This is a genomic window from Mesorhizobium sp. M0514, assembly GCF_040321145.1.
Taxonomy (GTDB): domain Bacteria; phylum Pseudomonadota; class Alphaproteobacteria; order Rhizobiales; family Rhizobiaceae; genus Mesorhizobium.
In genome coordinates, this window is sequence record NZ_JAMYQZ010000031.1 from 33424 (window position 1) to 56008 (window position 22585).

22 protein-coding genes and 2 pseudogenes are annotated in these 22585 nt (G+C 61.5%); 14 read left to right on the top strand and 10 right to left on the bottom strand.

Features of this window, described 5'->3' with window-relative positions:
- Positions 1–95: 95 nt before the first annotated feature.
- Complete coding sequence (locus NKI61_RS15060; RefSeq protein ID WP_023807601.1) at positions 96–1271, bottom strand: glycosyltransferase family 4 protein; 1176 nt, start codon at positions 1269–1271, stop codon at positions 96–98.
- Positions 1272–1303: 32 nt separating this feature from the next.
- Here NKI61_RS15060 and NKI61_RS15065 point away from each other — a divergent pair, with 32 nt between their 5' ends.
- Complete coding sequence (locus NKI61_RS15065) at positions 1304–2209, top strand: class I SAM-dependent methyltransferase (protein ID WP_023807600.1); 906 nt, start codon at positions 1304–1306, stop codon at positions 2207–2209.
- Between the two features lie 40 nt (positions 2210–2249).
- On the opposite strand, the gene NKI61_RS15070 is transcribed toward NKI61_RS15065, so the two are convergent.
- Together NKI61_RS15070 and NKI61_RS15075 are read right to left on the bottom strand one after the other, a co-directional pair.
- Positions 2250–3866 (bottom strand): GMC family oxidoreductase, encoded by a 1617-nt coding sequence (locus NKI61_RS15070; protein ID WP_023807599.1) that lies wholly within the window; start codon positions 3864–3866, stop codon positions 2250–2252.
- Between the two features lie 15 nt (positions 3867–3881).
- Positions 3882–4931: an NAD-dependent epimerase/dehydratase family protein gene (locus NKI61_RS15075; protein ID WP_050593006.1), complete on the bottom strand. Its 1050-nt coding sequence runs from the start codon at positions 4929–4931 to the stop codon at positions 3882–3884.
- Here NKI61_RS15075 and NKI61_RS15080 point away from each other — a divergent pair.
- The 3 genes from NKI61_RS15080 to NKI61_RS15090 all read left to right on the top strand — a co-directional run bounded on the left by NKI61_RS15080 (position 4924) and on the right by NKI61_RS15090 (position 8533).
- Complete coding sequence (locus NKI61_RS15080) at positions 4924–7323, top strand: glycosyltransferase family 39 protein (RefSeq protein ID WP_081725441.1); 2400 nt, start codon at positions 4924–4926, stop codon at positions 7321–7323. The two genes, NKI61_RS15075 and NKI61_RS15080, sit on opposite strands and share 8 nt — an antisense overlap.
- A gap of 61 nt (positions 7324–7384) precedes the next feature.
- Positions 7385–8347 carry a glycosyltransferase family 2 protein gene (locus NKI61_RS15085; protein ID WP_023807595.1) on the top strand — a complete coding sequence of 321 codons (963 nt, stop codon included), beginning with the start codon at positions 7385–7387 and terminating at the stop codon, positions 8345–8347.
- Between the two features lie 18 nt (positions 8348–8365).
- Positions 8366–8533: a RidA family protein gene (locus NKI61_RS15090; protein WP_023807594.1), complete on the top strand. Its 168-nt coding sequence runs from the start codon at positions 8366–8368 to the stop codon at positions 8531–8533.
- A 407-nt stretch (positions 8534–8940) separates the two neighbouring features.
- Here NKI61_RS15090 and NKI61_RS15095 read toward each other — a convergent pair.
- The 5 genes and pseudogenes from NKI61_RS15095 to NKI61_RS15115 form a co-directional block, all read right to left on the bottom strand.
- Positions 8941–9118: pseudogene (locus NKI61_RS15095) on the bottom strand (efflux RND transporter permease subunit); the annotation flags it as partial.
- Positions 9119–9518: 400 nt separating this feature from the next.
- Positions 9519–9773 (bottom strand): hypothetical protein, encoded by a 255-nt coding sequence (locus NKI61_RS15100; RefSeq protein WP_023681865.1) that lies wholly within the window; start codon positions 9771–9773, stop codon positions 9519–9521.
- Between the two features lie 67 nt (positions 9774–9840).
- A pseudogene (locus NKI61_RS15105) lies at positions 9841–9960 on the bottom strand (zinc-binding dehydrogenase); the annotation flags it as partial.
- A gap of 181 nt (positions 9961–10141) precedes the next feature.
- Entirely contained in the window at positions 10142–10270 is a 129-nt protein-coding gene (locus NKI61_RS15110) for a hypothetical protein (protein WP_023715625.1), read from the bottom strand.
- Between the two features lie 47 nt (positions 10271–10317).
- A complete protein-coding gene (locus NKI61_RS15115) occupies positions 10318–10635 on the bottom strand; it encodes a hypothetical protein (protein WP_023715626.1) in 318 nt (105 codons plus the stop codon).
- 58 nt (positions 10636–10693) lie between these two features.
- Between NKI61_RS15115 and NKI61_RS15120 the strand changes: the two genes are divergently transcribed.
- Both NKI61_RS15120 and NKI61_RS15125 read left to right on the top strand, forming a co-directional pair.
- Positions 10694–11044 carry a hypothetical protein gene (locus NKI61_RS15120; protein WP_156931535.1) on the top strand — a complete coding sequence of 117 codons (351 nt, stop codon included), beginning with the start codon at positions 10694–10696 and terminating at the stop codon, positions 11042–11044.
- A 59-nt stretch (positions 11045–11103) separates the two neighbouring features.
- Positions 11104–11448 carry a hypothetical protein gene (locus NKI61_RS15125; protein WP_084566291.1) on the top strand — a complete coding sequence of 115 codons (345 nt, stop codon included), beginning with the start codon at positions 11104–11106 and terminating at the stop codon, positions 11446–11448.
- Between the two features lie 668 nt (positions 11449–12116).
- On the opposite strand, the gene NKI61_RS15130 is transcribed toward NKI61_RS15125, so the two are convergent.
- Complete coding sequence (locus tag NKI61_RS15130) at positions 12117–12923, bottom strand: IclR family transcriptional regulator (protein ID WP_023723361.1); 807 nt, start codon at positions 12921–12923, stop codon at positions 12117–12119.
- Positions 12924–13150: 227 nt separating this feature from the next.
- On the opposite strand from NKI61_RS15130, the gene NKI61_RS15135 reads away from it, so the two are divergent.
- From NKI61_RS15135 to NKI61_RS15150, 4 genes are read left to right on the top strand one after another with little or no spacing between them, the layout of a single operon-like run.
- A complete protein-coding gene (locus NKI61_RS15135) occupies positions 13151–14203 on the top strand; it encodes an ABC transporter substrate-binding protein (RefSeq protein WP_023723360.1) in 1053 nt (350 codons plus the stop codon).
- 27 nt (positions 14204–14230) lie between these two features.
- The gene (locus tag NKI61_RS15140) at positions 14231–15730 is read left to right on the top strand and encodes a sugar ABC transporter ATP-binding protein (protein ID WP_352839955.1); all 1500 of its coding nucleotides are present in this window, start codon (positions 14231–14233) and stop codon (positions 15728–15730) included.
- A complete protein-coding gene (locus NKI61_RS15145; RefSeq protein WP_352521121.1) occupies positions 15727–16692 on the top strand; it encodes an ABC transporter permease in 966 nt (321 codons plus the stop codon). The genes NKI61_RS15140 and NKI61_RS15145 overlap by 4 nt, the downstream gene beginning before the upstream one ends.
- Entirely contained in the window at positions 16689–17660 is a 972-nt protein-coding gene (locus NKI61_RS15150; protein WP_023748645.1) for an ABC transporter permease, read from the top strand. Before NKI61_RS15145 ends, NKI61_RS15150 begins: the two co-directional genes overlap by 4 nt.
- On the opposite strand, the gene NKI61_RS15155 is transcribed toward NKI61_RS15150, so the two are convergent.
- Positions 17634–18575: an amidohydrolase family protein gene (locus NKI61_RS15155; protein WP_352839947.1), complete on the bottom strand. Its 942-nt coding sequence runs from the start codon at positions 18573–18575 to the stop codon at positions 17634–17636. The genes NKI61_RS15150 and NKI61_RS15155 overlap by 27 nt on opposite strands.
- A 71-nt stretch (positions 18576–18646) precedes the next feature.
- On the opposite strand from NKI61_RS15155, the gene NKI61_RS15160 reads away from it, so the two are divergent.
- Genes NKI61_RS15160 through NKI61_RS15175 form a run of 4 tightly spaced genes read left to right on the top strand, consistent with a single transcriptional unit; the run spans position 18647 to position 22580 of the window.
- Complete coding sequence (locus tag NKI61_RS15160; RefSeq protein ID WP_352839949.1) at positions 18647–19972, top strand: alanine racemase; 1326 nt, start codon at positions 18647–18649, stop codon at positions 19970–19972.
- A 38-nt stretch (positions 19973–20010) separates the two neighbouring features.
- Positions 20011–20355 carry a RidA family protein gene (locus tag NKI61_RS15165; RefSeq protein ID WP_023670576.1) on the top strand — a complete coding sequence of 115 codons (345 nt, stop codon included), beginning with the start codon at positions 20011–20013 and terminating at the stop codon, positions 20353–20355.
- A 2-nt stretch (positions 20356–20357) separates the two neighbouring features.
- Positions 20358–21368 (top strand): succinylglutamate desuccinylase/aspartoacylase family protein, encoded by a 1011-nt coding sequence (locus tag NKI61_RS15170; protein WP_352839951.1) that lies wholly within the window; start codon positions 20358–20360, stop codon positions 21366–21368.
- A 30-nt stretch (positions 21369–21398) separates the two neighbouring features.
- Complete coding sequence (locus NKI61_RS15175) at positions 21399–22580, top strand: hypothetical protein (protein ID WP_352658207.1); 1182 nt, start codon at positions 21399–21401, stop codon at positions 22578–22580.
- Positions 22581–22585 lie beyond the last annotated feature (5 nt).

Genomic DNA, 22585 nt, shown 5'->3' on the forward strand with positions numbered 1-22585 from the left:
TGTGCCAGACATCGGCTGCGTCGCAACTGGAAAATCAGCATGGGACAATCGCCTTGGTCGGCTGCGCGGTTTGGGCGTGCCGAGGTGTGAGCTGATTATGTCGCTTGAAGCATGTCGATATAGGGAGCACAGGCGACTTCATCGCCAAAGAGCCGGTCCAGGGCAGTTGGGTCCAACTCATATTCCGGCCCGTTGGTGAGCACATCGATCAAAGCGGAAGCCAGGGCCTTGGCGTCACCCGGCCGGAAGAGCCTGCCCATCCCGGTTCGCTCAACTGGAACCCGCATGCCCGGAAGGTCGGAGGCAACGACTGGGACCCGTCGAAGCATGGCCTCAACCTGCACCAGGCCGAAAGATTCGAGCCTGTCCATGCTGGGCAGCACCAGTACGTCGAGGCTCCGGTACATATCCGCGAGCGGACGTCCCGTCAGCGTTCCACGATATTGGGCCGTTCCCCCAGATGCTTCCGCCATGTCAAGGATGTCGCGCCAGTAGGTTTCGCCGACGACTTCGGCTGCCGGGCCGATCAGGTCGATCACGAAAGGCGCATCGAGTTCGCCCTTCAGGTAGGGAATGGCGTCGAAAAGAACCTCGAGGGTTTTCTGTTTGGCGATCCGTCCGACATAGCCAATGCGGTAAACACGCCCCTCAGGCTTCGGAAGTCCCTTTCTCGGCGGGCAGACTTCACCCGGAAACAGCTTGAGCGCTATCGGAAGTGGCGCGGTCTTCACCTTCGAGCGGAAGATGCGGCAAAAAGTGGATTGCGCCGCGTAATCCTCCGACACGACTTGGACAGTGTCGGCGCACGCGCCGGCGATCAGATGCGGGATGGCGGCAACCGCGCGCATCAACCGGTCGGCAAGTCGCGCCTTGCTCATGCAGCAGATGTAGCTGACGATCAGTTTGCGTCCGCGCAACTTCGCCACGATCGCTACCGCTGCGGCGTCCAGACAAGGCAAATGCACATTGACCACATCAATGTCATCAAGCGAACGCCACAGGTCAATCGCATAGGTGGGCATCACCAAAGCCTTGCCCAATCTAAAGATCGCGCGTGTACGGAAAACCTCCAGGCCATCGACCGTGTCATGGCGCGAGGCGTCATCAGGAACGCGACCGGCAAACACCTTGACGGGGAAGCCGAGACTTTTGACGTAGAGCGCCACTTCGTGTGCCGACAGGGTCAGTCCGCTCACATTGGGCAGATGGTAGGTGAGACACAGCGCAAAGCCTTTGGCTTTCTTACCCACGGTCGCACTTTGGTCTCTCATACCGTATTCCACTTTTCTATCGCGCAGACTAGATGTGCCTTGATGCCAAGGGCGAAGGCGAGGATGGCGGCGGAATGCAGGGAACCAATAGCGGCCGGTCCATTGCCGAGCGGATATTTCAGAACGAGGCGGATCCGGCTTTCCGACGTCGGGCGATATGGATAGGCTCCAATCTTTGGGACCGTTTTCTGGGCCAGCCATACAGGCTTCTGGATATCGGTTGCGGCCGTGGATTTTATTTCCCTCTCTATCATTCGCTAGGCGCCGAACTCGTGGGCGTGGAACGAGACGCTGAACCACTTTCGACGGCACGGCTTCAGGCTGAGCGTTTTGGCGCCGTCGTCCAGGATGCGTCCGCCGACAATCTGCCCTTTCCGGATGAAAGCTTTGACGCTGTCGTCATGTCGGAAATTCTCGAACATCTTCCCATGCCCATCGCCGCCCTGAAAGAAGCGCGCCGAGTCCTTCGCCCCGAGGGGTTGTTGCTGATAACGGTTCCCAACGCAAACTATCCTTTCCTGTGGGACCCGATCAATTGGTTGCTCGAGCACACCCTGCGAAAGCCTATCCGCACCGGACTGCTCTCCGGGATATGGGCAAATCATGAGCGTTTGTATGATGATGAGCTCTTGCTGGGCGAGGTGGAAGCTGCAGGCTTCGAGATCGGACAAGTCGTACATCACACCCACTACTGCATGCCCTTTGTCCACAATATCGTCTATGGACTTGGCAAGCCGCTGCTCGAAAAACGGCTGCTTCCGCAAAACTGGGCGCAAAGCGCCGAACGCGGCACGGGAGGTTCCAGTGCACTTCACCGCTTCAATCCGGTGTCGGCCGGTATCCGATTGATCCACTGGTTTGATCGCAAGAACAAGGACGCCGAATCCGAAACAATTTCGACGCTCAACATCTGCGTATTGGCTACCCCGGCCCGTTGAGCCGAGCCTCAAAGCGAGCCTTCCGGCAGTCCGCCCGCAATCAGCTGAGCAGCATCACTGTGGCTTTCTCGCCGATCATCATTGTCGCAGCGTAGGTATTGGCGGACGGTATCGTCGGCATGATCGAAGCGTCGGCGACGCGAAGCTTTTCGATCCCGTGTACGCGCAGTTGATCGTCCACGACCCTCAAAGGATCGCCGGCCGGACCCATCCGGGCCGTGCCGACAAAGTGGCAGCCCGCCGTCCCCGAATCCCGGCAAAAGGCGAGCATCTCTTCGTCCGTACCGGGCATGCTTGATGGCTGGATCATTCCGGAGAGGACCGGAGCCAATTCTACGCCGGTCAAAAGCGCTGCCATCAGCTGCATTCCAGCAATCACCGTCGTCTGATCGGCCAGAGCCGCAAGGTAGTTCGGCTGAATCTCGGGATCGACAAACACATCCTTTGCCAGCGCCCGCACATATCCCTGACTTTCCGGGCGATGCTGCCACCATGCGCCCGTTACTCCCGGATGGCTGTCAAGACGACCGGCACGATCCCGGCCAAAGCTGCCGGGGGTGAACATGCATTGCAGATCGGGCCGCGCAAACTCCGGGTTAGAGCGGCAGGAGAGAAAGACATGCGAGGGCGAAAGGGTCAGCACGCTTGGTCGGCCAAGCATCCATCGAACGCCTTCAGCCAGCAATCTCGGGCCGCGCGCCATCTGATTGAGCGTCGGCACGCCATCTCTTGCCCGCATCACGATGCGGGAGACAAAATGATCTCTGAGATTTTCGCCCACTCCGGGGAGGTGGTGAACCAGCGGCACGCCGATCTTTCCCAGACTCCGTCCATCGCCAACGCCTGACACCTGAAGAAGCCGGGGCGTGTTGATCGCTCCGCAGCAGAGGATGACCTCGCGCTTCGCGATTACAGTTTCTTCGATCCCGCCTCGCGAACGCACATAGCGGATACCGATGGCCCGCTGTTTGTCGAAGATAATTTGGACAGCGCGCGATCGCGTTTTCAACTCAATGCTGCCGCTACGCAGCGCCGGTCGTAGCATCGCGATCGCCGGCGTCGCGCGCCAACCGCGCCGGACCGTCTGCTGGACATGGGCGACGCCTTCCTGCGTGCCGCTGTTATAGTCAGGGTTCCACTCCCATCCGGCTCCTTGCGCAGCCATGACAAACGCATCCGATGCAGGATGCGACCAGCCCACATCGCCGACCGTGATCGGACCCGTGCGTCCGCGAACCGCATCGTCACCAGATCCGATGCGCGTTTCGCTTCGTCTGAAGTGAGGCAGGACGTCGCCATAGCTCCATCCGCGGAGCCCGAGCGCTGCCCAATCATCGTAGTCCTCAGGCTGGCCCCGTACATAGATCATGCCATTGATCGATGAGGAACCGCCAACGACCCGGCCTTGATAGAGCGCGAGGGACTGGCCTGCGCAAGCAGGTTGAGATGTGAAGTTCCAGCCGATCGACCTCTGCGTCAGCGCCCTCACATAGCCTGCCGGTATCCACACTTCGGGCCTCTGCTCGCAAGGTCCTGCTTCCAGCACGCACACAGTGATGCCTGGCTTTTCGGCCAGTCGGGCGGCCAGAAGCGAACCTGCGGTGCCGGCGCCAACGATGACGTAGTCGAAGGTCTCGGAGTCCAGCCGCGCACCCATGCCAATCTGAAAATCCTATTTTACAAGTTCAAGCCTTAGCAGGCTTTCACACGTTGCCATGATGGCTTCTTCATTTGAGCGAGGCGACCATCCAAGCAAGGTCCGGGCCTTCTCACTGCTGCCTTGCCTATTTCTGCCGAGATCAGATCTCACTCGATCTGCTTCCGGATTGATCAAAGCGAGAAGCCGCATGGCCCAGTTTGGCATCTCAAACCGCGGCGCCTTTGCTCCATCAGCACCCAGCCGCGATCTGAGCACCTGGGCTATCTCGTATATGCTCATTGTTTCACCTGCCATGGCAACGAAGCGCTCGCCATTGGCTACAGGTGCATTCATCGCGCGGATGTGCAGATCGGCAACGTCACGGACATCCACGATGCCGTAGGAAAGCTTCGGAGCCACCGGCAAGCTACCGTTCAGCATGCGCCGGACAAGAGAGACCGAAGGAGAATAGTCGGGACCGAAGACTGGCCCCAATATGACCGCCGGGTTGACCGTCGTGAGCTGCGGTCCACCGGTTCGCTTCACAAAGTTCCAGGCATCCAATTCGGCTAGCGTTTTGGATCGGACATAGGGGTTTTGCGCTGGAACACCAAGATCGCTCCAATCGGCTTCATTGAATCGGGCTGAGTCCGTATCGCGAGCGTAACTCATTGCAACGAACGACGATGTGACCACCACCCGCTCCACCTTGGCTTCATGCGCTGCACGCAGCACTCTCAAGGTGCCGGCCCTGGCCGTGTCGACGATGCCGGCATCTTGTTTCCCCAGAGAAAACGGTGAGGCGACATGCAACACATAGGAGCAACCTGCGACGGCGGCGTCCCAACCCGCATCGGCCGTCAGATCCGTCTCGACAAAAGAAAGAGCCTCACCAATCGGCGACGCCACCATCCGCGAGAGTATCGACCGCAGTTCTGGTTCACGTAGCAGTGAGCGAACCGTGCATCTTACTCGATAACCAAGGTCGAGCAGTTGCAAGACACAGTAAATACCAAGGAAGCCGGAACCTCCCGTCACAAGCACCAGTTCGAATCCTACAGAACGCTGCAGAGGTATGATCATCGGTTCATTGAAGGTTCTTGAATTTTTCAATCGCAGCTTAGGATGCCAAGATGCCAAGTTCAAATTGGGCGGTGATTCGACAGTCGATGACAACCAATCTTCAGCGGCAAAGGTGCGTCTCCGCCCGGCAGATGCGGGCAAGGGAGGCAGCGGTCCGCAATGCTGGATGCGCGATCACTCGTCTAGGAAGCAGCCGATCATGAGGAGACCCATCTTGAACGGCTCATCTCGTCTTCCCGCCGGCGAAATGGCCTCTCGTCTCGCCCGCATCGACCTGCACAATGCGTTTTGTGCCGCGGTTTTTCTCGGCGCTGGGCTCTCCCTTGCAATTGTCGGTCAAATTCTGCTCGCCGGCACGAAAATTGCTGGCGCTCCGCTGACTGTCGAAAATCTCGGTATCTGGCTGTCCGGACTGTGCGTCCTGGTAATTCTCGATCGAGCGGTTCGTAGATCCCAACCACGCGACCGGTCTGACATTCCTCCAACTGGAACGGTGGAGGTGACGGGATGGATTCGATGGGGCTTACTCGCTGCGGCAGGAATGGGGTCATGGTTCGTGTGGACCGAAGTTCGCGATCGAGGCGGGTCAGGCGGGCATGGCGATGTCGTCGCTTTATGGGTCCTGTCCTGCCTTCTTGCAATGATGGCTTTCGCCCCGGTGCCCGCGCAAATTTCGCAGCCGCGGTTGGATGCACGGATTCGCGCCAACTGGGCTGAATGGGTTTGCGTCCTGGCGGTGACAGCCGTCGGGCTCTACCTACGGGTCGTCGACCTTGACCATTTTCCGTGGGTGTTCACATCAGACGAAGCCAAGTTCGGTATGGCTGCCCGTTCAGTCCTGTCGAACCGCCTCCTTACGCCATTCGCCACTGGCTTTGACAATCACCCGACCCTGTATTTTTTCCTTGAAGCGGCAACAATGGACCTGTTTGGAAATAATGTTTCCGGATCGAGAATGTTGTGCGCGCTTCTTGGAACGCTGGCCATTCCGCTGACTTATTTGCTGGTTCGTCAACACCTGGGCAAGCTCCACGGATTCGCCGCAGCAACGATAGCAGCCACATTTCATTTCCATCTTTTTCTAAGCCGCAACGCTCAGAACAATTTTACGGCACCGTTTTTCCTTTTGCTTACTTTGATCATACTGCACCGGTTAGTCGCGGGCTGGCGCAAATTCGATGCCGTGTTACTGGGGATGACAATCGGGCTTGCCCAGTACTTTTATGTCGCAAATCGTCTTTTGGTTCCCACAGCGGCCGCATATATCGGTTTGACTCTCCTTTGCGAACATCGTTCTGAAATCCTGCGATTGCGCAGACATGGTGTTGCCGTAGCCAATCGGGCCGCGCTTGTTGTGGCCGGCATGATCGTGGTTACCGCTCCCCAGGCCGCGTATTTCTCGCAAAATCCTTCGGAGTTTTCTGCGCGGACCCACATCGTGTCCGCATTCGCCTCGGGGTGGCTCGACCGCGAACGCGAAAGCACCGGCGATGGTACGATTGCAATTCTGTGGGGCCAGTTCACTCGCGCCGCTCTGCTTCCCTTTCACACATTTCCTGCCGGATTCTACCGAACCGACGTGCCGTTTGCCGGCATGCCACTGGCTATCCCCGTTGCCCTCGGATTGGCTATCGTTACCGTCGGCTTCAGGCACCGGCGTTATCGGGCCTTTGCAGTGTCCTGCTGGCTGGCAGTGGTCGCGGTCGCCTTGACGGAAGGTCCACCTCAAACCAACCGGATCGCCGTGGGTGCATCGCTGTTTCCCATTCTGGCGGCCATCGGCGCGATGGCGGTCACATCAATGTGCAGCAGCCTTCTTCGTATCCCGAAAACGGTGACGGCAGCAGCCCTTGGGCTGTTTTTCGTCTGGGCGTCCTGGTGGAACGTTGACTTCTACTTTGACGATTCAAATCCGCTGTCGCGGACAAGCGACAACACAAACACGCTTGTCGCCAACACCTTCGCTTACGAGCTGAAAGATCTCGGCCCCGGATACACGGTCTATTATGCCGGGCCGCCGCGCATGTTCTACATGGGCCATCTCAACATCCCGTTTCTCGCAGTAGCCGACACTGGCATCGATGTCGATCGCCCATGGACCGCCAATGCGTCACCACCTGAATTGATCGGTCCAACAGTGTTTTTTTTCGTGCCGGAGCGCGTCGCAGAACTCACCGTCGTACAACAATGGTTCCCCGGCGGAATAGGAACCTCACACCGCACTGAACAAGGGCGAGACCTTTACACGAGCTACATTGTCAAGCCGGGCCCTTGCTCGGTTGCTCCGCAGCTTGGTCGGCTGCCTTCGAGTTCATCGATTGGTGCCGCAGTCCGGAACGCAGGCCCAGTGCACAACCGCGCTTCGTCGACCTGCGGGGCTACCCGGACGTAGACGGCGGGCAGGTGTCTTTCGCCGACAGGGGTGTTATCAATCGGTCGGGGGGAAAACGGTATTGAAGCTGTCGATTGTAGCACCGGCCTTCAACGAAGAACTCAATATTCCAGAGTTCTATCGACGGGCAAGCGACGCCGCCATGATCGCGTGTCCAGATGGGCAATATGAAATTGTCTTGGTTAATGACGGGTCGACTGACGGTACGCTTCAGTTGTTGAAAGGAATCGCAACTGACGACCGTAGGGTCGTCGCGGTCAGCCTAAGCAGAAATTTTGGTCATCAAGTTGCGCTGGCAGCAGGGCTGTCAATCAGCAATGGGGATTACATCCTGCTTATCGATCTCGACCTCCAAGATCCTCCTGAGCTTGTGGGTAGAATGATTGAGCTCGCGACAAACGAGAAAGCTGACGTGGTGTATGGAGTTCGCCGCTCGCGCGAAGGCGAGACGCTCTTCAAGCGGGCGACGGCGGCCGTATTCTACCGGCTCCTCAACGCAATGTCGGAATCCGAGATACCCAAAGACGCAGGGGACTTTCGACTGATTTCGCGACGGGTGGCGGGCATTCTCTCAGAGATGCCGGAGCGCTTCCGCTTCACGCGCGGACTGGTCGGATGGCTTGGCTTTATTCAAGTACCGCTTGAATATGATCGCGAACCTCGGCACGCCGGTACCACAAAATACCCGTTGCGAAAGATGGTGCGATTGGCGATAGATGCGACAACTAGCTTTTCCATACGTCCCTTGCGGCTGGCAAGCTATCTTGGTCTTTTTGCCGCCAGTTGCAGTCTCGTAGGCCTCGCTTATGCGATCATTGCCTGGCTGCTAAATGACACTGTGGCCGGCTGGACCAGCGTCGTTTCCGCCATCTTCTTGGTGGGCGGACTTCAACTGCTTGTGCTGGGCGTCATTGGCGAATATCTAGGACGGCTGTACATCGAGACAAAAGCAAGGCCGCTGTTCGTCGTTGAGAGCGTATTCAGAGCCGACCCGGTCATTACCAGCGCCCAATCTGGGGACTAGTTGTTTAGAACTTGCTGGATGATCAAGGCAGTCCGTAATGGCAAAATTCGCCAATTCCAGAGCGATCACTTTAAGGCTTGGATCACCTGGCTCGAGGGCGCGGAGCCACCGGCACGCACGACGGTCGGAGCCAGCTTCGCGTTGCCCGAGCTTCGCGTCGAGATTCAGTTTACTGCGGCGATCTAACTCTCGGCACGTACGTCCGAGCCAATGAGTTTGATCATTCGTCGACCGACACGCTCGGTTAGAATGACGTCACCAATGTACTTTGTCTGAAACAACAAGAACGGGAGCGATGGCCGGTCGGTCCGTCGTGGCAAGCGCTGGTTCCGATCCGCACTTGCGAGGCGGAAAGCGCGACGGTTCGCCACCTCGGCTGAAGTGCTGTGACCCATCGACGTCAATTCGACGCGCCGGACGCGCTGGTCGTTCGGCGGCAGGAGACGAAAGTCCGTCCGCTGGCGTGGCCGCCCGGTTCGATGCCAGATATGGTTCACGACGGCTGGATCCTCGTGGGGATGCCTCCTGGGACCGCTCCCCCAAAGCGGTGCCTCAAACCGTACTCTGTCTTCAGCTTCACAAGCTGGCGAGGGCTATCTTGGGCAGACAAGCTGCTTGAGAAGCCCAAGAAAGTCATTGACGAAGGTGAAGATGACGGGAATGGCGACGAGACTGAGGGCGGTGGAAGTCATCAGGCCACCGATGACGACAATTGCCATGACGGAAGCTGGAGTCGCCGCCGCTGAAACCAACAGCTTGTGGACACCATCCGGGCGTTCCAATTCATTTTTAGAAGGCGGCGTTGGCTGAGCGCGTCGGAAAAAGCAGGAGTGCGCGTAGGGTCGACATTCCATGAGGATGCCACTGTATAGCGGCGGCTTCGACCGCGTACCCTCTGGTTGCGACCGCGAAGCAGCAGGAATGTGCTACGTATTGTGATACCTATCGTGATACAAATCGGTGGTTAAAGCCGAGAAAAAACGAATAGAAACAATTACGTATGGTCGCACGCGATCCCAGCCAACGGTACCATCGAATTTTCCGCTAAAGTAAGCCGATCCCGGCGATCCACGGGAGATCAAGACCTGTATGGCGCTGTCGGCAGGGCAGGAAGACCCTGACTGCACACACACCGCGGTGCAGATACCCGCGCCGCATCTAAGGTTTCATTTTACTCCAGCGGTTCGTCGGTCGGCCGAGGCGTCGTGCCTGCCTGACGAGGACGGCCGGCATTGCGATTTGCAATACGGCTGTCGAGCGGCGATCTGGACGCTTGCTGGGCGCCAGCGGTCTTGGGCGCCGTCGGCTTGGCGCCGGAATCGCTGTTTTCAGCGTCGCGACGGGGATGTGGCAGGCCGGTGGCCTCAGGCGATCTGACCGAAGGTGTGGCGGCCGGGTTTGTCGATACGGGTTTGTCCTTGGCCATTTTCAACTCTCGCCTTTTCAGCATGCAGACGGCCGGACAACATAGTCGGGCCACTGAGGCAGAACGGTCAGCCGTGCGGGCGCATCACGACTTTGATGCAGCCGTCCTCCTTGTCGCGGAAGGTTTTGTAAAGTTCGGGCCCGGCCTTGGGGCCAGCCCGATGAAATGACGGGTCGATATCGCCGTTCTGAACTTTCTGCAGCGATGTCGCGTTCATCCTGGATCGTCGGATCGGCCACCTGATCGCAGCGTATCTCGCCTTTGCCGTGCCATGTGAGGGCCTGCATGTGCTGTTCCTTGACGACAAGCTCTGCGAGCCCGAACTTGGCTCGATGTGAAATGTTCCCGCTTCCAACGAGCATCCGGCCTCAACCCTTGGCGACCGAACGGGGTTCGGCCATGCCGCAATGCTGCTCGGTCGGGGTGCCGGCCGGCGTGGCATGCGCGGCTGCAACCTGCTTTTCCAGCCGCTGATCGCCTGTTGCCCACGGCCACATCCTTGAACGCGTCCAAGGGCAGAGGTTTGGCGCAAGCGCAGGATCTGCTATCGCGCCAGCATCGCGGCGACAACGAACACGACGGCGGCAACGACGACAAGCGCGACAATGGCCAGCACCGGGCCGTTTTTACTCGGGGCCGGGGCGCTCTCGTCGTCCGGCCGCCGCATCGCATTGGCGAAGCTTGCTTGATTAGCGAAAGCCGGCGTGCCCGTCGCTGCGGGAACCGGCACGGCGCCGGTGTCTGCCGCTTCGGCATCGGTTTCCATAGGCGCCGCCGCCGGGTCGAATCCCGGCGTCTTGTCCTCTGTCGCCCCAGACTGAATATCGCCTCTGTCTTCGGCCGGGTTACGTTCGACGTTCATGATGATGCTCCTGAGCTGGCCCGGGCTTCCCCAACCGCGAGCGGATCAGGATGTTCCATTGGGCGGAATCGCCGACAACGAGGAGCAAATTTCAGATAGCCTTCAAACAGATGTCCCTGGTGGCAACGCGGGCCTTGCAACCGGTCAGCACCGGATTGGTGGTCTCGTTGTAGTCGGCCATGGTCGGCAACGCGGCAGATTCGGCAAAGTTCCAGTCTGGCTGCCCGCTTACGCACACCGCCGCTCGTTGACCTTGAGCTGGCTCGTTCCAGCCACTCCAACCCAAATTGCCAGTCCGGCTCCCGGCGGCGCGCTGTTTGTATTCCGTGGGAACATCAACAGCGCCAGCGAGTTCGGTATGTGCAGCGAGTTCCCTGTTCGCCGCATGGCCAACGTCCGGAACTCTTGACCGTCTCGCGTCTTCGCTCCTGGAGCGCGGGCCACTCCTCTTAGCCCAAGGTTGCGATCATGAGCAGAAACATTCCGGAAAAGCGGGCCAGGCAGGGTGGCTTGGGGCGACCGGTCCTTGGCGTGCTCTTGGCAGGCCTTGTCTTGGCGCTCATTGCCTGGGGGATCGCTGAAATCTATGGCGAGCAGGCTAAGACACCGGCGACACAGCAAAACAGCCGGGTTCCATCGCCAGATACTTACAGCCCAAATCCTGGCCAAACGGACCCTGCAAACTCCAAGGCCGATGATGTGAATGGCGAACCGGTGGACCGAAATCCCAAGCTCGACAAGGATCCCACGCCGCGATCAAGCACTGGCGGGGATCAGCCAGGAACGCCGCCAGCTCAACCTGCTTCGCCATAGCGTTCGCACTAGTTGATAAACACAATTCAAACAGATGCGGAAATGTGGAGCGGCGATTTCAGCCAATTTCAAGAGCCGGGTCTGTCAATAATCGCCGGCGCTCTCTGATAGCTGGGGAGCCACAAAACCTCCGCTGATTCTTACCGCTTGCTGGATGGCACTGGCGGCTCCAGACCGACTGCGCGCTGTGTCACGCCGGCAGACCTTTGCACCTCTGGGCGCTTTTGAAGTTGCAAGTCGATGGAATCGGGCAAGCTGGGTGTAGATGATGCAGTCGTCATCTTATCGAGGTCCGGCAGCAACACCATCTTTGCGTAGCGTGGAGGAACCAGATGGCCTCCGAAAACAGCGAATATCCCGCACACGAATAAAGCGAGAAGCAGGGCCGTAAGCACATCTGTGAAAATCTCGACAAATCTCATGTGCTCGCTCCGCGCGTAAGGATTCGCCGCGCTCTCGACAGTAAGAGCGGCGGGATCCTCAACCGGCGATGAAGGGACTTTGATCGACGGTCTTCTCCTAATGTGGCTTCCGGTTGCGTGTTCCCTGGTTCGGACCTTATCCACCGACTATGGGACTAAGGTCCGGAACCTAAATGGAACCAATGGGGAAGAGCGGAATCCATGTGCCTTTAAGAGGCTTCAACCTGAGGGCACGACGGCTGATCGTCAGCCTCCCGCCAGAGACAGTCCACGGGCGCGCTCGCGCAGCAACGCAAGCAGTTCGTCGCGCCGTGGCTCCGGCGTGTCGACGGGTAACACCAAACACAAGGTCCTTTTGATGGCGCCGTGGCCGTCACGGATGGGGGCCGCCATGCACCAGGTGAAACGGTCGGCCAAGGCTGTGGTCTCGCTGAAACCCTGCCGGTGGGCCAAGGCAACATCGGCAAAGAATTCGGCTGGTGCAATGATGCGGCCGTCGGGAAGCCTGTAGTCGCCAGATGGGATGAAATCCCTCAACTCTTGCTCGTTCATATGGCCGAGGAGCAGCCGTCCGGATGCCGTCCATGGGATCGGCACCTCAACCCCGACATCGCTTGAGATCCGGAACGGGCCCGGCGAATCTCGGCAGTCAAGAACGACGTATTTGTTGCCACGCAGGCCGCATAGCTGGACCGTCTCGCCTGTCTCGGCGGCCAACTTATCCAAGGTCTCGATGATGCGACGGTAATGGGCATTGTGATGTGAGTAGGCCCAGCCGAACAGATGCATGGCGCGTCCGAAATAGACGTAACCTTCACCGCCGACGTTTTCGAGCATTTCGGCGTCGAGCAGGCTGTTGACGATCTCGTAGGTGGTCGAACGCGGCGCGCCGATCATTTTGGCGATGTCGCCGACGCGCATTGGCGCGCGGTGCCGCAGCAACGCCTCGAGCAGCATGATGACGCGGTCAATGCCGCGTCGTCGTTCGCCGTTGCGCGGCTCCGCGCCGGCTTCCTTCCCGATCGCATCGTTAGTGCCGTCGCTCATGACCATCCGCCAAAATCATTTCGGTTCTCGTCTCAAGGCGCTTGAAAGATGTCAAGGCTCGGTCTAGCATCCAATTTGTCCGATATACAGACACATTGTCTGAAATACCAGACAAACTAACGAGCCTGACGCAGACAAATCCCGAGGCGACACGGTTTCCAGGATCCGGCGACCGACGGGTTTCCTCGCCCTTGTTCTGCACGTCGAGGCCACAACCTCTGAAGGGAACAGTCATGATGAAATCACCGTTTTTCGCATCCGCCAGCGCGCTTTGCCTCGGTCTCGTGCTGAGCTTTGGCGCCGGCTCGGCAGCCAATGCCGCCGCCAACTGCATCAAGGGCGACCGCAAGGCGCCGTACACGATCGGCTGGGCCAACATCTATTCCGTGCCGACCTGGATGAAGCAGACCCAAGGCACGATCGAAGCCGAAGTCGAGACCCTGAAGAAGCAGGGACTGGTCGACAAGCTCGTCGTCACCGACGCTCAGGGCGATGCCAACGTCCAGATCCAGCAGATTCAGTCGATGATCGATTCCGATGTCGACGCCATCATCCTGATCGCCGGTTCGTCGACCGCACCGGCACGCGTTCTGGCCGACGCCTGCGCCAAGGGCATCGCCATCATCAACTTCGACAGCCTCGTCGACACCGACAAGGTCACCGCCAAGGTCAACACCGATTCTTCGCAATGGGGCGACCAGGCCGCCAAGTTCCTGATCGATGCCATCGGCGGCAAGGGCAAGATCCTGATCCTCAATGGCCCCGCCGGGGTTTCGGTCAGCGATGACAGGCGCAAAGGCGCCGACGCTGAGCTCAAGGCCCATCCCGACGTGACGGTGCTTGCCGAGACCAACACGCCCTACAACGTCGCGCCGGCACAGGAAGCCGTCACCAGCCTCCTCTTCGCCAACCCCGAGATCGACGGCATCCTGTCGCTCGGCGGCGCTCTGTCGGCAGGCGCCGTGCTGGCCCTCGACAAGCAGGGCCGTGAACAGGTGCCGATCACCGGTGAGAACGCCCGGCAGTTTTTGGAACTCTGGAAAGAAAAGGGCTTGAAGAGCTGGGCGACGATGCAGCCGAACTGGCTCGGCGCCTTCGCCACCTACACTGCCGTCCAGGCGCTGGAAGGCAAGGATGTGCCGGCTTTCGTCAAGATTCCGCTGCCGGTAATCGACAATTCCAACATCGACGAATACCTCGCCCGGGCCAAGGACTTCCCGGCTGACGGCTACATCTTTTCTCCTTACGATGAGGAGCTGTTCAAGAAGCTGCTGGCTCAGAAATAAGCCTGAAGGGTTGTAGCGTTGACAACCATGGCTCCGCTGCTCGCGGCGCGGGGTGTGTCGAAGTCTTTCTTCGGCAACCCCGTCCTGCGCGACGTTTCAATCGCTCTCCAGCCGGGCCGCGTGCATGCGCTGCTCGGCGAGAACGGCGCCGGAAAGTCGACCTTGATCAACCTTTTGTCCGGCGCCTTGAGACCGGATGGCGGGACGATCGAGGTCGATGGACGCGCGGTCTCACGCATGACGCCGGCTGTTGCGCGGCAGGCCGGCATCGCCGTCGTCCAGCAGGAACTCAGCCTGACGGCCAGTCTTTCCATCGCCGAAAATATTGGTCTCGGCGCCTATCCCAAACGGTTCGGCCTGATCGACTACCGCGAACTCGCTGCGCGGGCGAGGGCCGCATGCGAACTTGTCGGGCTGCACGAGCCGCTGTCGACGCCGGTCGGGCATCTGTCGCTCGGCCGCCGCCAAATGGTGGAGATCGCCAAGGCGCTCTACCGCCGGCCGCGCGTGCTCATTCTCGACGAACCGACATCGTCGCTATCGGCAACCGAAACCAAAATTCTCACCGATCTGCTGCAGCGGTTGCGCGGCGAAGGCATCGCCATTCTCTACATCTCGCACCGACTGAACGAAGTCATGGCGCTGTGCCAGCACGTCACCGTTCTGAAGGACGGCACCTGCACGGCCGACCGCACCCTGGAAGGCACCGACGCCGCCGGGTTGGTTCGGCTGATGGTCGGCCGCGATCCCGGTGATCTTTTTCCGCAATGGCAGCCTTCCAGTTTGCCTGCCGACGCTATCTCTGTCCGAAATCTTTCGGCCGGCCTGATGCGCGACGTCGATCTTGATATCAAAACGGGCGAAGTGCTTGGCATTGGCGGCCTGGTCGGGCAAGGGCAGGAAGATCTGCTGCTCGGTCTCTACGGCGCCATTCCGGCACGGACGGCGTCGGCGACCGTCAACGGCGCCTCCGGCCTGCCCGGCGGCGTGCCGAAAGCCAACGCGCTGGGGCTGGCCTATGTGCCCGCGGATCGCAAGCGCGAGGGCCTGCACCTGATCCATCCCATCATCACCAACATGATGCTGCCCGCCTTTGCCAGGCTGCCGGCGCTGAAGCTGCGCAGCCGCCGCGCAGAGCGCGAGACGGCCAAAAGCCTTGCCGCCCAACTCGGCATCAAGGGCCACCTCGGCCGGGCGGCGCAGGCTCTATCGGGCGGCAACCAGCAGAAGGTGGCGCTGGCGAAATGGATGCCGCACGACCCGCTGGTGCTTCTGCTCAACGATCCGACGCGCGGCGTCGACGTCGAAACAAAACGTGAGATCTACATGATGCTTCGCAATTTCGCCGCCGCCGGCAAGGCGGTCGTGCTGCTCAGTTCCGACACGCCCGAACTGGTGCACCTTTGCGACCGTGTAGCCATCGTCCGCGAAGGCCGCATCGTCGCCATGCTGGCGCGTGGAGCGCTGAGCGAGGAAGCCATCGTCTCCGCCGCGATGGGCGCCGAACAGCGGAAGGTTGCGGCATGAACACATCTTCCTCCGCCCGGCAGACCGATGCGCTCTACTGGCCGGTGCAGCTGCGTCGCAATGTCGGCGTGCGCAGCCTGTTTGCCGTCGTCCTGGTGTTTCTCATCGCCTATGGCGTCCTCTTTCCGGGTCTGTTCACGGCGTCCGGCTTCGCCAAATTCACCCAGAGCTGGTTTCCATTGGCTCTGGTTGCCATGGCGCAGGCCATCCTGATGCTCACCGGCGGCATCAGCCTGGCCATCGGCGCGACGGTCAGCTTGGGCGCGGTCATCGCCGCGACGACGATGGCCGGGCAGCTGGGCGTCGCGGGGGGCACTGCCGCGGTGGCGCTGACGGGCCTCGGCATCGGGGCGGCGACCGGCTTCGTCGTGGTACGGCTTCGCCTGCCGGCGATCGTGGTGACGCTTGCCGGGTCCTTCATCATCGGCGGCGCCGCCCTGCTGATCCTGCCGCGGCCCGGCGGCGCAATCCCGGCGTGGCTGTCCGACCTGCTTGCCGGCAACACACCGGCGGCATTCGTGCTGCTGGTGGTCATCATTCTCCTGTGGAAGCTCTATCTCGCCACGCCGCTTGGCTTGAGCCTCTATGCCGCCGGCGAGAATCCGGTCGGCGCCTATCGCTCCGGCGTGCCGGTCGACGGCGCGCGCATTGCGGCCTATGCGATCAGCGGTCTGCTCTCCACCGGCGCCGGCTTGTTCGTCGCCGCACAGACCGGTTCGGGCGACCCGGTCATCGGCGCCGCCTTTACCCTGAACTCGATTGCCGCTGCGGTGCTCGGCGGCATCGGCTTCCTCGGCGGCCAGGGCACGATGCGCGGCGCGCTTGCCGGCAGCCTGCTGCTCAGCCTGATGATCAGCGTCATGTTCTTCCTCGGCTTCACGCCGGTCGCACAATATGTGGCCCAGGGCCTGATCATCATCGGCGCGGTCGCCATCCCGCAATTCCGCAAGGCACAGCAATGACAGCATGGAATGACAGCGCGGGCGGCAAACGCGCCCTGACGGTCCTGCGCAGCCGGCCGTTTCTCACCGTTGCCATCGTTGCCGCGGTCTGGATCGTGGCGAGCTTCGTTTCGCGCGGCTTCGGCGCTTATGGCCATCTGCGCTATCTGGTGGAGCTCGGCGCCGTCATCGGCCTGGTTGCCGCGGGCCAGACTTTTGTGGTGATCGCCGGCGGCATCGACCTTTCCGTCGCGGCCATCGTCACGGTCAGCGCCGTCAGCCTGCCGCTGCTGTCGTGGCAGGTGGATCCGACCGGCATCACCGCCATCCTTGCCGTTCTGGTGCTGACCACGGCAATCGGCCTGGTCAACGGGCTCGGCGTCGCTTTACTGCGCGTCCACCCGATGATCATGACATTGGCCATGGCGACATTCCTGCAGGGTCTGTTGATCATCATCGCCGGCGGCAGCGCCGTGACCGCCGAGAACCCGCTGGTCCACTGGCTCGGCAATGGCCGGCCGGCCGGCATTCCCGCTGGCGTATTGTTGTGGGTGGTCGTCTCGGTGATCGTGCTGACCACGATGCATGCGACATCGCTCGGCGCCCGGATTTTCGCCATGGGCGCCAACCCGCTTGCCGCGGCGCTGTCCGGTGTTCCGGTCACGTCCACGACGCTTGCGGTCTACGGCATCAGCGGCTTCTGCTCGGGACTTGCCGGCGTGCTCGTGTTGGGCATGAACGGACAGGGCTATGTCGGCATCGGCGATCCCTATCTGCTCGCCTCGATTGCCGCCGTGGTCCTCGGTGGCACCTCGATCCTCGGCGGGCTCGGCACCTATGCCGGCACCATCCCCGGCGCCATCCTGCTGGTCACCATCACCGCGCTGATCACCGTCGTCAACGCATCGCCCGGCTGGCGCAGCATCCTGTTCGGCTCGCTGATCCTCGGCCTGCTGCTGCTCTCAGGCCGGGAGCAGGCGCGCCGATGACACATCGTCGAGCCGATAGATGCGCCTTGCGTTGCCGAAGAACAGCGCCGTCTGCTCGTCGGCGGAAAAGTCCGCTGTGATGGTTTTGAAGCCGTCATATATGTCATCGAACGAGGCATGCAGGCCGGCGACCGGAAAGTCGCTGCCGAACATGGCGCGACCGGTGCCGAAACAATCGATGCAATGCAGGACGACGGGCTTCAGGCTGTCGAGCGTCCAGTCATGATCGTAGGCGACCAGATCCGATATTTTGATGGCGACGTTGTCGCATTGCGACAGAAGCCGCAGCCCGTCGCGCCACACCTGCATGCCATCGGCGTCGCGGTCGATCGGGCTACCGCAATGGTTGAGCACGAATTGCTGGTTGGGGAAGGCCCTGGCAAGCCGCCCCGCGTGGGCGAGCTGGCGCGGAAACACCATCAGGTCGAAGGCCAGCCGATGCTGGCCAAGCAAGGCAAGCCCGGCGCGCCAGGCCGGATCGTCCATGATGCCGTCACGGGCCGCAAAACGGCGGGCAGGGTCGGGATCCCAGCTCAATATGTCGCGCACGCCGGCGACACGCTCGAACGCGGCTTGCGCTTCGATCAGCGCCGGCGCCTGGCGATCGGCGAGCGGCACGTGAACGACATAGCGGGCGGCGACGCCGCGCGATTTGTCGAGTGTTTCAAGCCAGCGCGTTTCTCCGATGCAGTCGCCACTCGCCCAGCCGGCTTCGACATGGACGGTGGCGACGACATTATGCCCTATGGCATCGCGCGCATAATCCCCGGGCAGATAGTTCCGCCGCAAGGGGCCAAGCTCGCCCAGGCCGCCGCGCTCGCCGGCCGTGGCGGCGAGCCAGGGATGCCGTCCCAGGCTGAGATCCCAAAGATGATGATGGGCGTCGATGATCGGTCCGGCGTAAGGTTCTGGCACGTATCTCTCTCAGGCTGTGACCGGCGATCGATTCTGGCTTCGTTCTGCGACGGTGAAAGGGTTAGCATCGGATGACTGAAAACTCACCGGTTCCAGCCCTTTCGGTGCACGAAAATTTTCAGCTCGACGACCGCATCCGCGGCGTGCCTCCCGGCACAACCGGGCTTGACAGCAGCCTTGTCGCGGCCGAGCATTGGCATCCCGCCGATGGACGCATGGCGCTTCCGGTGCTGACCCTCCACGAGGCGGCCTTCTCCGCCAATCGCGACCTGTTCCTGCGCTATGCGCGCGAACACAATGTTGAGATCGCTCCGCATGCCAAGACGCCGATGGCGCCCGACCTTGCCCGGTCGCTGGTCGAGGCCGGCGCATGGGGCACGACGGTCGCCGACATCAGGCAAGCGACAGTGATGCTGAGGGCCGGCTTGACACGGCTGATCATCGCCAATGAGGTTGGCGGAGCCGGCGGCGCCAACCGGCTGGCCGTGCTTGCTGGTGCCTGGCCGGATGCCGAGCTCTATGTCTTTGCCGACTCGGTCGACGCCGTGAACGCGCTTGCCGAGGCTTGGCGCGCCAATGCGGCACTGCCGCCTTTGCATGTGCTGGTCGAACTTGGTGCGGGCAGGGCGGGCGCCCGCACCACCGCGCAAGCCGAGGCCATCGCCGATGCGATCACGGCTGCCGGCGGGCGGCTGCTGATCGCCGGCGTTACGACCTATGAAGGGGCGGCGGCGCAACCCGAGCCCGGTCGCACCGATGAGGTGATATCCGGCCTGCTGGCAATGACCGCCGACATGTTCCTGCGGCTGCGTGCCCGCGTCGGCGGCGACGCACCGCTGATCGTCACAGCCGGCGGCTCCGCCTTCTTCGACCAGGCGGTCGCGGCGCTTGCACCCCTCGTTTCCAGCGACGGCAACGCAACGCTGGTGCTGCGCAGTGGCGCCATCTTCTTCCACGACCACGGCACCTATGACCGTTCGCTCGGCGCCCTCGATGCCCGCAAGGGTTTTGCCATAGGCGGCATCAGCGCTTCGGCGCGGCATTCCTTTCGCCCTGCGCTACGCCTGTGGGCCGAAGTGCTGTCGCGGCCTGAGCCCGGCCTCGTCATCTGCGGCATGGGGATGCGCGACGTGTCGTTCGACCAGGGATTTCCAACGCTGCTCACGGTCTTCCGCGCCGGGAAGCCGTCGCCGACGCCCATCGCGCGCGCCGAGGTGGTCAAGCTCAACGACCAGCATGCCTTCCTGTCGATTGCGCCTAGCGACGACATCGCCGTCGGCGACGTCATCGAATTCGGCATCTCGCACCCCTGCACCTGCCTCGACCGTTATCGTGTGATCTTCGGGGTCGACGCGACCGGCCACGTCCGCCACGCTTTCCCCACCTGGTTCGGCTGACCAGATCCCCGAAAAAGAGAACCTCGAAAGGATCCGATATGATCAAGTATTTTCAGTCCGGCTCGCGCATGTCGCAGGCAGTCGTCTATGGCGGCCTCGTTCACATAGCCGGCCAGGTGGCCAACGATCGCAAGGCCGGCATCGAAGGCCAGACCAGCGACGTGCTTGCCAAAGTCGAGGCGCTGCTGGTCGAGGCCGGCAGCAGCAAGTCGAAGTTGGTGGCGGTCAACATCTTCCTGCCGCAGATCGGTGATTTCGAGGCCATGAACAGCATCTACGATGCCTGGATCGATCCTGCCCGCCTGCCGGCGCGGGCCTGCGTCGAGGCGCGGCTTGCCGACCCTGATCTGCGCATCGAAATCACCGCGGTCGCGGCGGTCTGACCATGCACACCGGCCTCGCCCACACGCTCGATTTCGACCGCGACGGCAAGACGCTCAGCCATCTAAGCATTCCGTTCTCGATCGATCGCTCGCCCTACTTTCAGGTCAAGGTGCCGATCTGCCTCATCCGCAATGGCGACGGCCCGTCACTGCTTTTGATGGCCGGCAATCACGGCGACGAATATGAGGGCGAGCTGTCGCTGGCAAAACTGGCGCGCCGGCTCGATCCGAAGCGCATCAAGGGCCGCATCACCATCATGCCGATGGCCAACGCCCCTGCGGTGATGGCCGCCAAGCGCTGCTCGCCGCTCGACGGCGGCAATCTCAACCGGGCCTTTCCCGGCGATCCCTCGGGAACGCCGACAAGCCGGCTCGCCAATTTCCTTGAGACGGAGCTGTTCCCCCGTCACGACGTCGTCTTCGATATCCATTCGGGCGGCACGTCGATGGAGCATCTGCCGACCGCGCTGGTCGAACGCAACGCCGATCCCGAGCGCCACCGGCGTGGCGTCGAGCTGATGCGCAAGCTCGGCATGCCCTACGGCTTTATCGCTGACAACGGCCAGGCCTCGCCAACCTCGATGGGCGCAGCGCGCCGCGCCGGCGCCGTCGGCGTCAGCGGTGAGTTCGGCGGCGGTGGCACCGCAACGGTCGATTCGATGGCGATCACGGCCCGCGCACTCGACCGTCTGATGATAGCAATGGGTGTGGTCGGCGCGCCGGTTCTTGGCGCTAGCGAAAAGCATTCGGCGCCGACAAGGCTGCTGTCCCTGTCCAGGCACAGCCAGGGCCTCTATGCCACCCGCCGCGGCTGGTTCGAGCCCGCCGCCAGGCTCGGCGACAGTGTCACTTCAGGACAATTGGCCGGCTGGTACCACGATCTCGAGCGGCTCGATGTTGCCGAGGAGGCCCTACATTTCGCCGAAAGCGGCTTGGTGCTGTCGCGCCGGCTGCACACGATGTGTGAGGCGGGCGACTGCCTAATGCAGATCGCAGAGCCGGTCGACGGCTGAGCCAAACCCGGATCAGGCAGAGGATATTCCATGCAGCAACTGTCCATGTGGACCTATCCCTGGGACATCCAGGATCTCGGCCTGGAGACGGTCGAACGTGATCTTGTCGGGCGCGCCGGGCTCAACATGATCAGCCTGGCGACATCCTATCATGCCGGGCGCTTCCTGCAGCCGCGCAGTCCGCGCCGCAAGGCCTATTTCCCTGAGGACGGCACCATCTATTTCAAGCCGACCGCAGCGCGCTGGGGAAGTCTAGCCATCCAGCCCAAGGTGGCTGACGTGATCACCGAGGGCGGCGACGTGCTCGGTCAGCTCATCCGCCGTCGCGACGCGGGCGGACTAGGCGTTTCGTGCTGGACGGTCTGCCTGCACAACACCCGCCTGGGCATGCTGCATCCGCAGGCCGTCACCCGCAACGCCTTCGGCGATGCCAATTACTACAATCTCTGCCCGTCCCATCCCGATGCGCGCGCCTATGTCCGCGCGCTGATCGCCGACATCTCGCACAGCTACCGGCCGGACCGGATAGAACTTGAAAGCCCGTCCTTCATGGGCTTTGCCCATGAATACCATCACGAGAAGGACGGTGTCGGGCTGACGCCGGAAGACGATTTTCTTTTGTCTCTGTGCTTCTGTCCGTCCTGCGTCTCCCGTGCGGCAAAAGCCGGCATCGATGCCGAGGCGGCGAGCAAGCTCACCAGGCAATGGATCGTCGAGACCTGCGAGCGTGCGGTGCCTGAGCGGCGCTTTCCCAATTTTCCCGCCTGCGGGCTCGACGCCTTTGCCCCATGGCCGGAACTCCATGCCTATCTCTTGTGGCGATTCGAGCCAGTGACCAGCCTGGTCGCCGAACTGCGCGAGGTAGCCGATCCCACGACGCGGGTCGTTATTATCGATCTGAAAGACGGCTGGCTTGGCGGTTGCGATCTGGCAGCGCTGGGCAAGGTCTGCGACGGGGCGATCCTGTGCGCCTACGACATGCAGGCCGGCGATGTCGCCAGCCTGATGGCGGCCGGCCGTGCGGCACTGGGCGCGGACAAATTCCTCGGCGCCGGCTACCGGCTGTTCTATCCGGAAATGGCCCGCCCCGACATCCTGGCGGCCAAGGTGAAGCCGGCGCTGGCGCCCGGTGTTGACGGCATCAATTTCTACAATTACGGCCTCATTCCAGCCGCGCGGCTCGACTGGATCGGCGCTGTTCGGCGGTCTTGAGCCAG

What these genes read in the sequence shown, in the direction of transcription:
- NKI61_RS15060 (WP_023807601.1), bottom strand. Translation starts at nt 1,271, where the DNA reads ATGAGAGACCAAAGTGCGACCGTGGGTAAGAAAGCCAAAGGCTTTGCG.
- NKI61_RS15065 (WP_023807600.1), top strand. Translation starts at nt 1,304, where the DNA reads ATGTGCCTTGATGCCAAGGGCGAAGGCGAGGATGGCGGCGGAATGCAG.
- NKI61_RS15070 (WP_023807599.1), bottom strand. Translation starts at nt 3,866, where the DNA reads ATGGGTGCGCGGCTGGACTCCGAGACCTTCGACTACGTCATCGTTGGC.
- NKI61_RS15080 (WP_081725441.1), top strand. Translation starts at nt 4,924, where the DNA reads ATGATCATCGGTTCATTGAAGGTTCTTGAATTTTTCAATCGCAGCTTA.
- NKI61_RS15075 (WP_050593006.1), bottom strand. Translation starts at nt 4,931, where the DNA reads ATGATCATACCTCTGCAGCGTTCTGTAGGATTCGAACTGGTGCTTGTG.
- NKI61_RS15090 (WP_023807594.1), top strand. Translation starts at nt 8,366, where the DNA reads ATGATCAAGGCAGTCCGTAATGGCAAAATTCGCCAATTCCAGAGCGAT.
- NKI61_RS15100 (WP_023681865.1), bottom strand. Translation starts at nt 9,773, where the DNA reads ATGGCCAAGGACAAACCCGTATCGACAAACCCGGCCGCCACACCTTCG.
- NKI61_RS15110 (WP_023715625.1), bottom strand. Translation starts at nt 10,270, where the DNA reads ATGTGGCCGTGGGCAACAGGCGATCAGCGGCTGGAAAAGCAGGTTGCA.
- NKI61_RS15115 (WP_023715626.1), bottom strand. Translation starts at nt 10,635, where the DNA reads ATGAACGTCGAACGTAACCCGGCCGAAGACAGAGGCGATATTCAGTCT.
- NKI61_RS15125 (WP_084566291.1), top strand. Translation starts at nt 11,104, where the DNA reads ATGAGCAGAAACATTCCGGAAAAGCGGGCCAGGCAGGGTGGCTTGGGG.
- NKI61_RS15130 (WP_023723361.1), bottom strand. Translation starts at nt 12,923, where the DNA reads ATGGTCATGAGCGACGGCACTAACGATGCGATCGGGAAGGAAGCCGGC.
- NKI61_RS15135 (WP_023723360.1), top strand. Translation starts at nt 13,151, where the DNA reads ATGATGAAATCACCGTTTTTCGCATCCGCCAGCGCGCTTTGCCTCGGT.
- NKI61_RS15140 (WP_352839955.1), top strand. Translation starts at nt 14,231, where the DNA reads ATGGCTCCGCTGCTCGCGGCGCGGGGTGTGTCGAAGTCTTTCTTCGGC.
- NKI61_RS15145 (WP_352521121.1), top strand. Translation starts at nt 15,727, where the DNA reads ATGAACACATCTTCCTCCGCCCGGCAGACCGATGCGCTCTACTGGCCG.
- NKI61_RS15150 (WP_023748645.1), top strand. Translation starts at nt 16,689, where the DNA reads ATGACAGCATGGAATGACAGCGCGGGCGGCAAACGCGCCCTGACGGTC.
- NKI61_RS15160 (WP_352839949.1), top strand. Translation starts at nt 18,647, where the DNA reads ATGACTGAAAACTCACCGGTTCCAGCCCTTTCGGTGCACGAAAATTTT.
- NKI61_RS15165 (WP_023670576.1), top strand. Translation starts at nt 20,011, where the DNA reads ATGATCAAGTATTTTCAGTCCGGCTCGCGCATGTCGCAGGCAGTCGTC.
- NKI61_RS15170 (WP_352839951.1), top strand. Translation starts at nt 20,358, where the DNA reads ATGCACACCGGCCTCGCCCACACGCTCGATTTCGACCGCGACGGCAAG.
- NKI61_RS15175 (WP_352658207.1), top strand. Translation starts at nt 21,399, where the DNA reads ATGCAGCAACTGTCCATGTGGACCTATCCCTGGGACATCCAGGATCTC.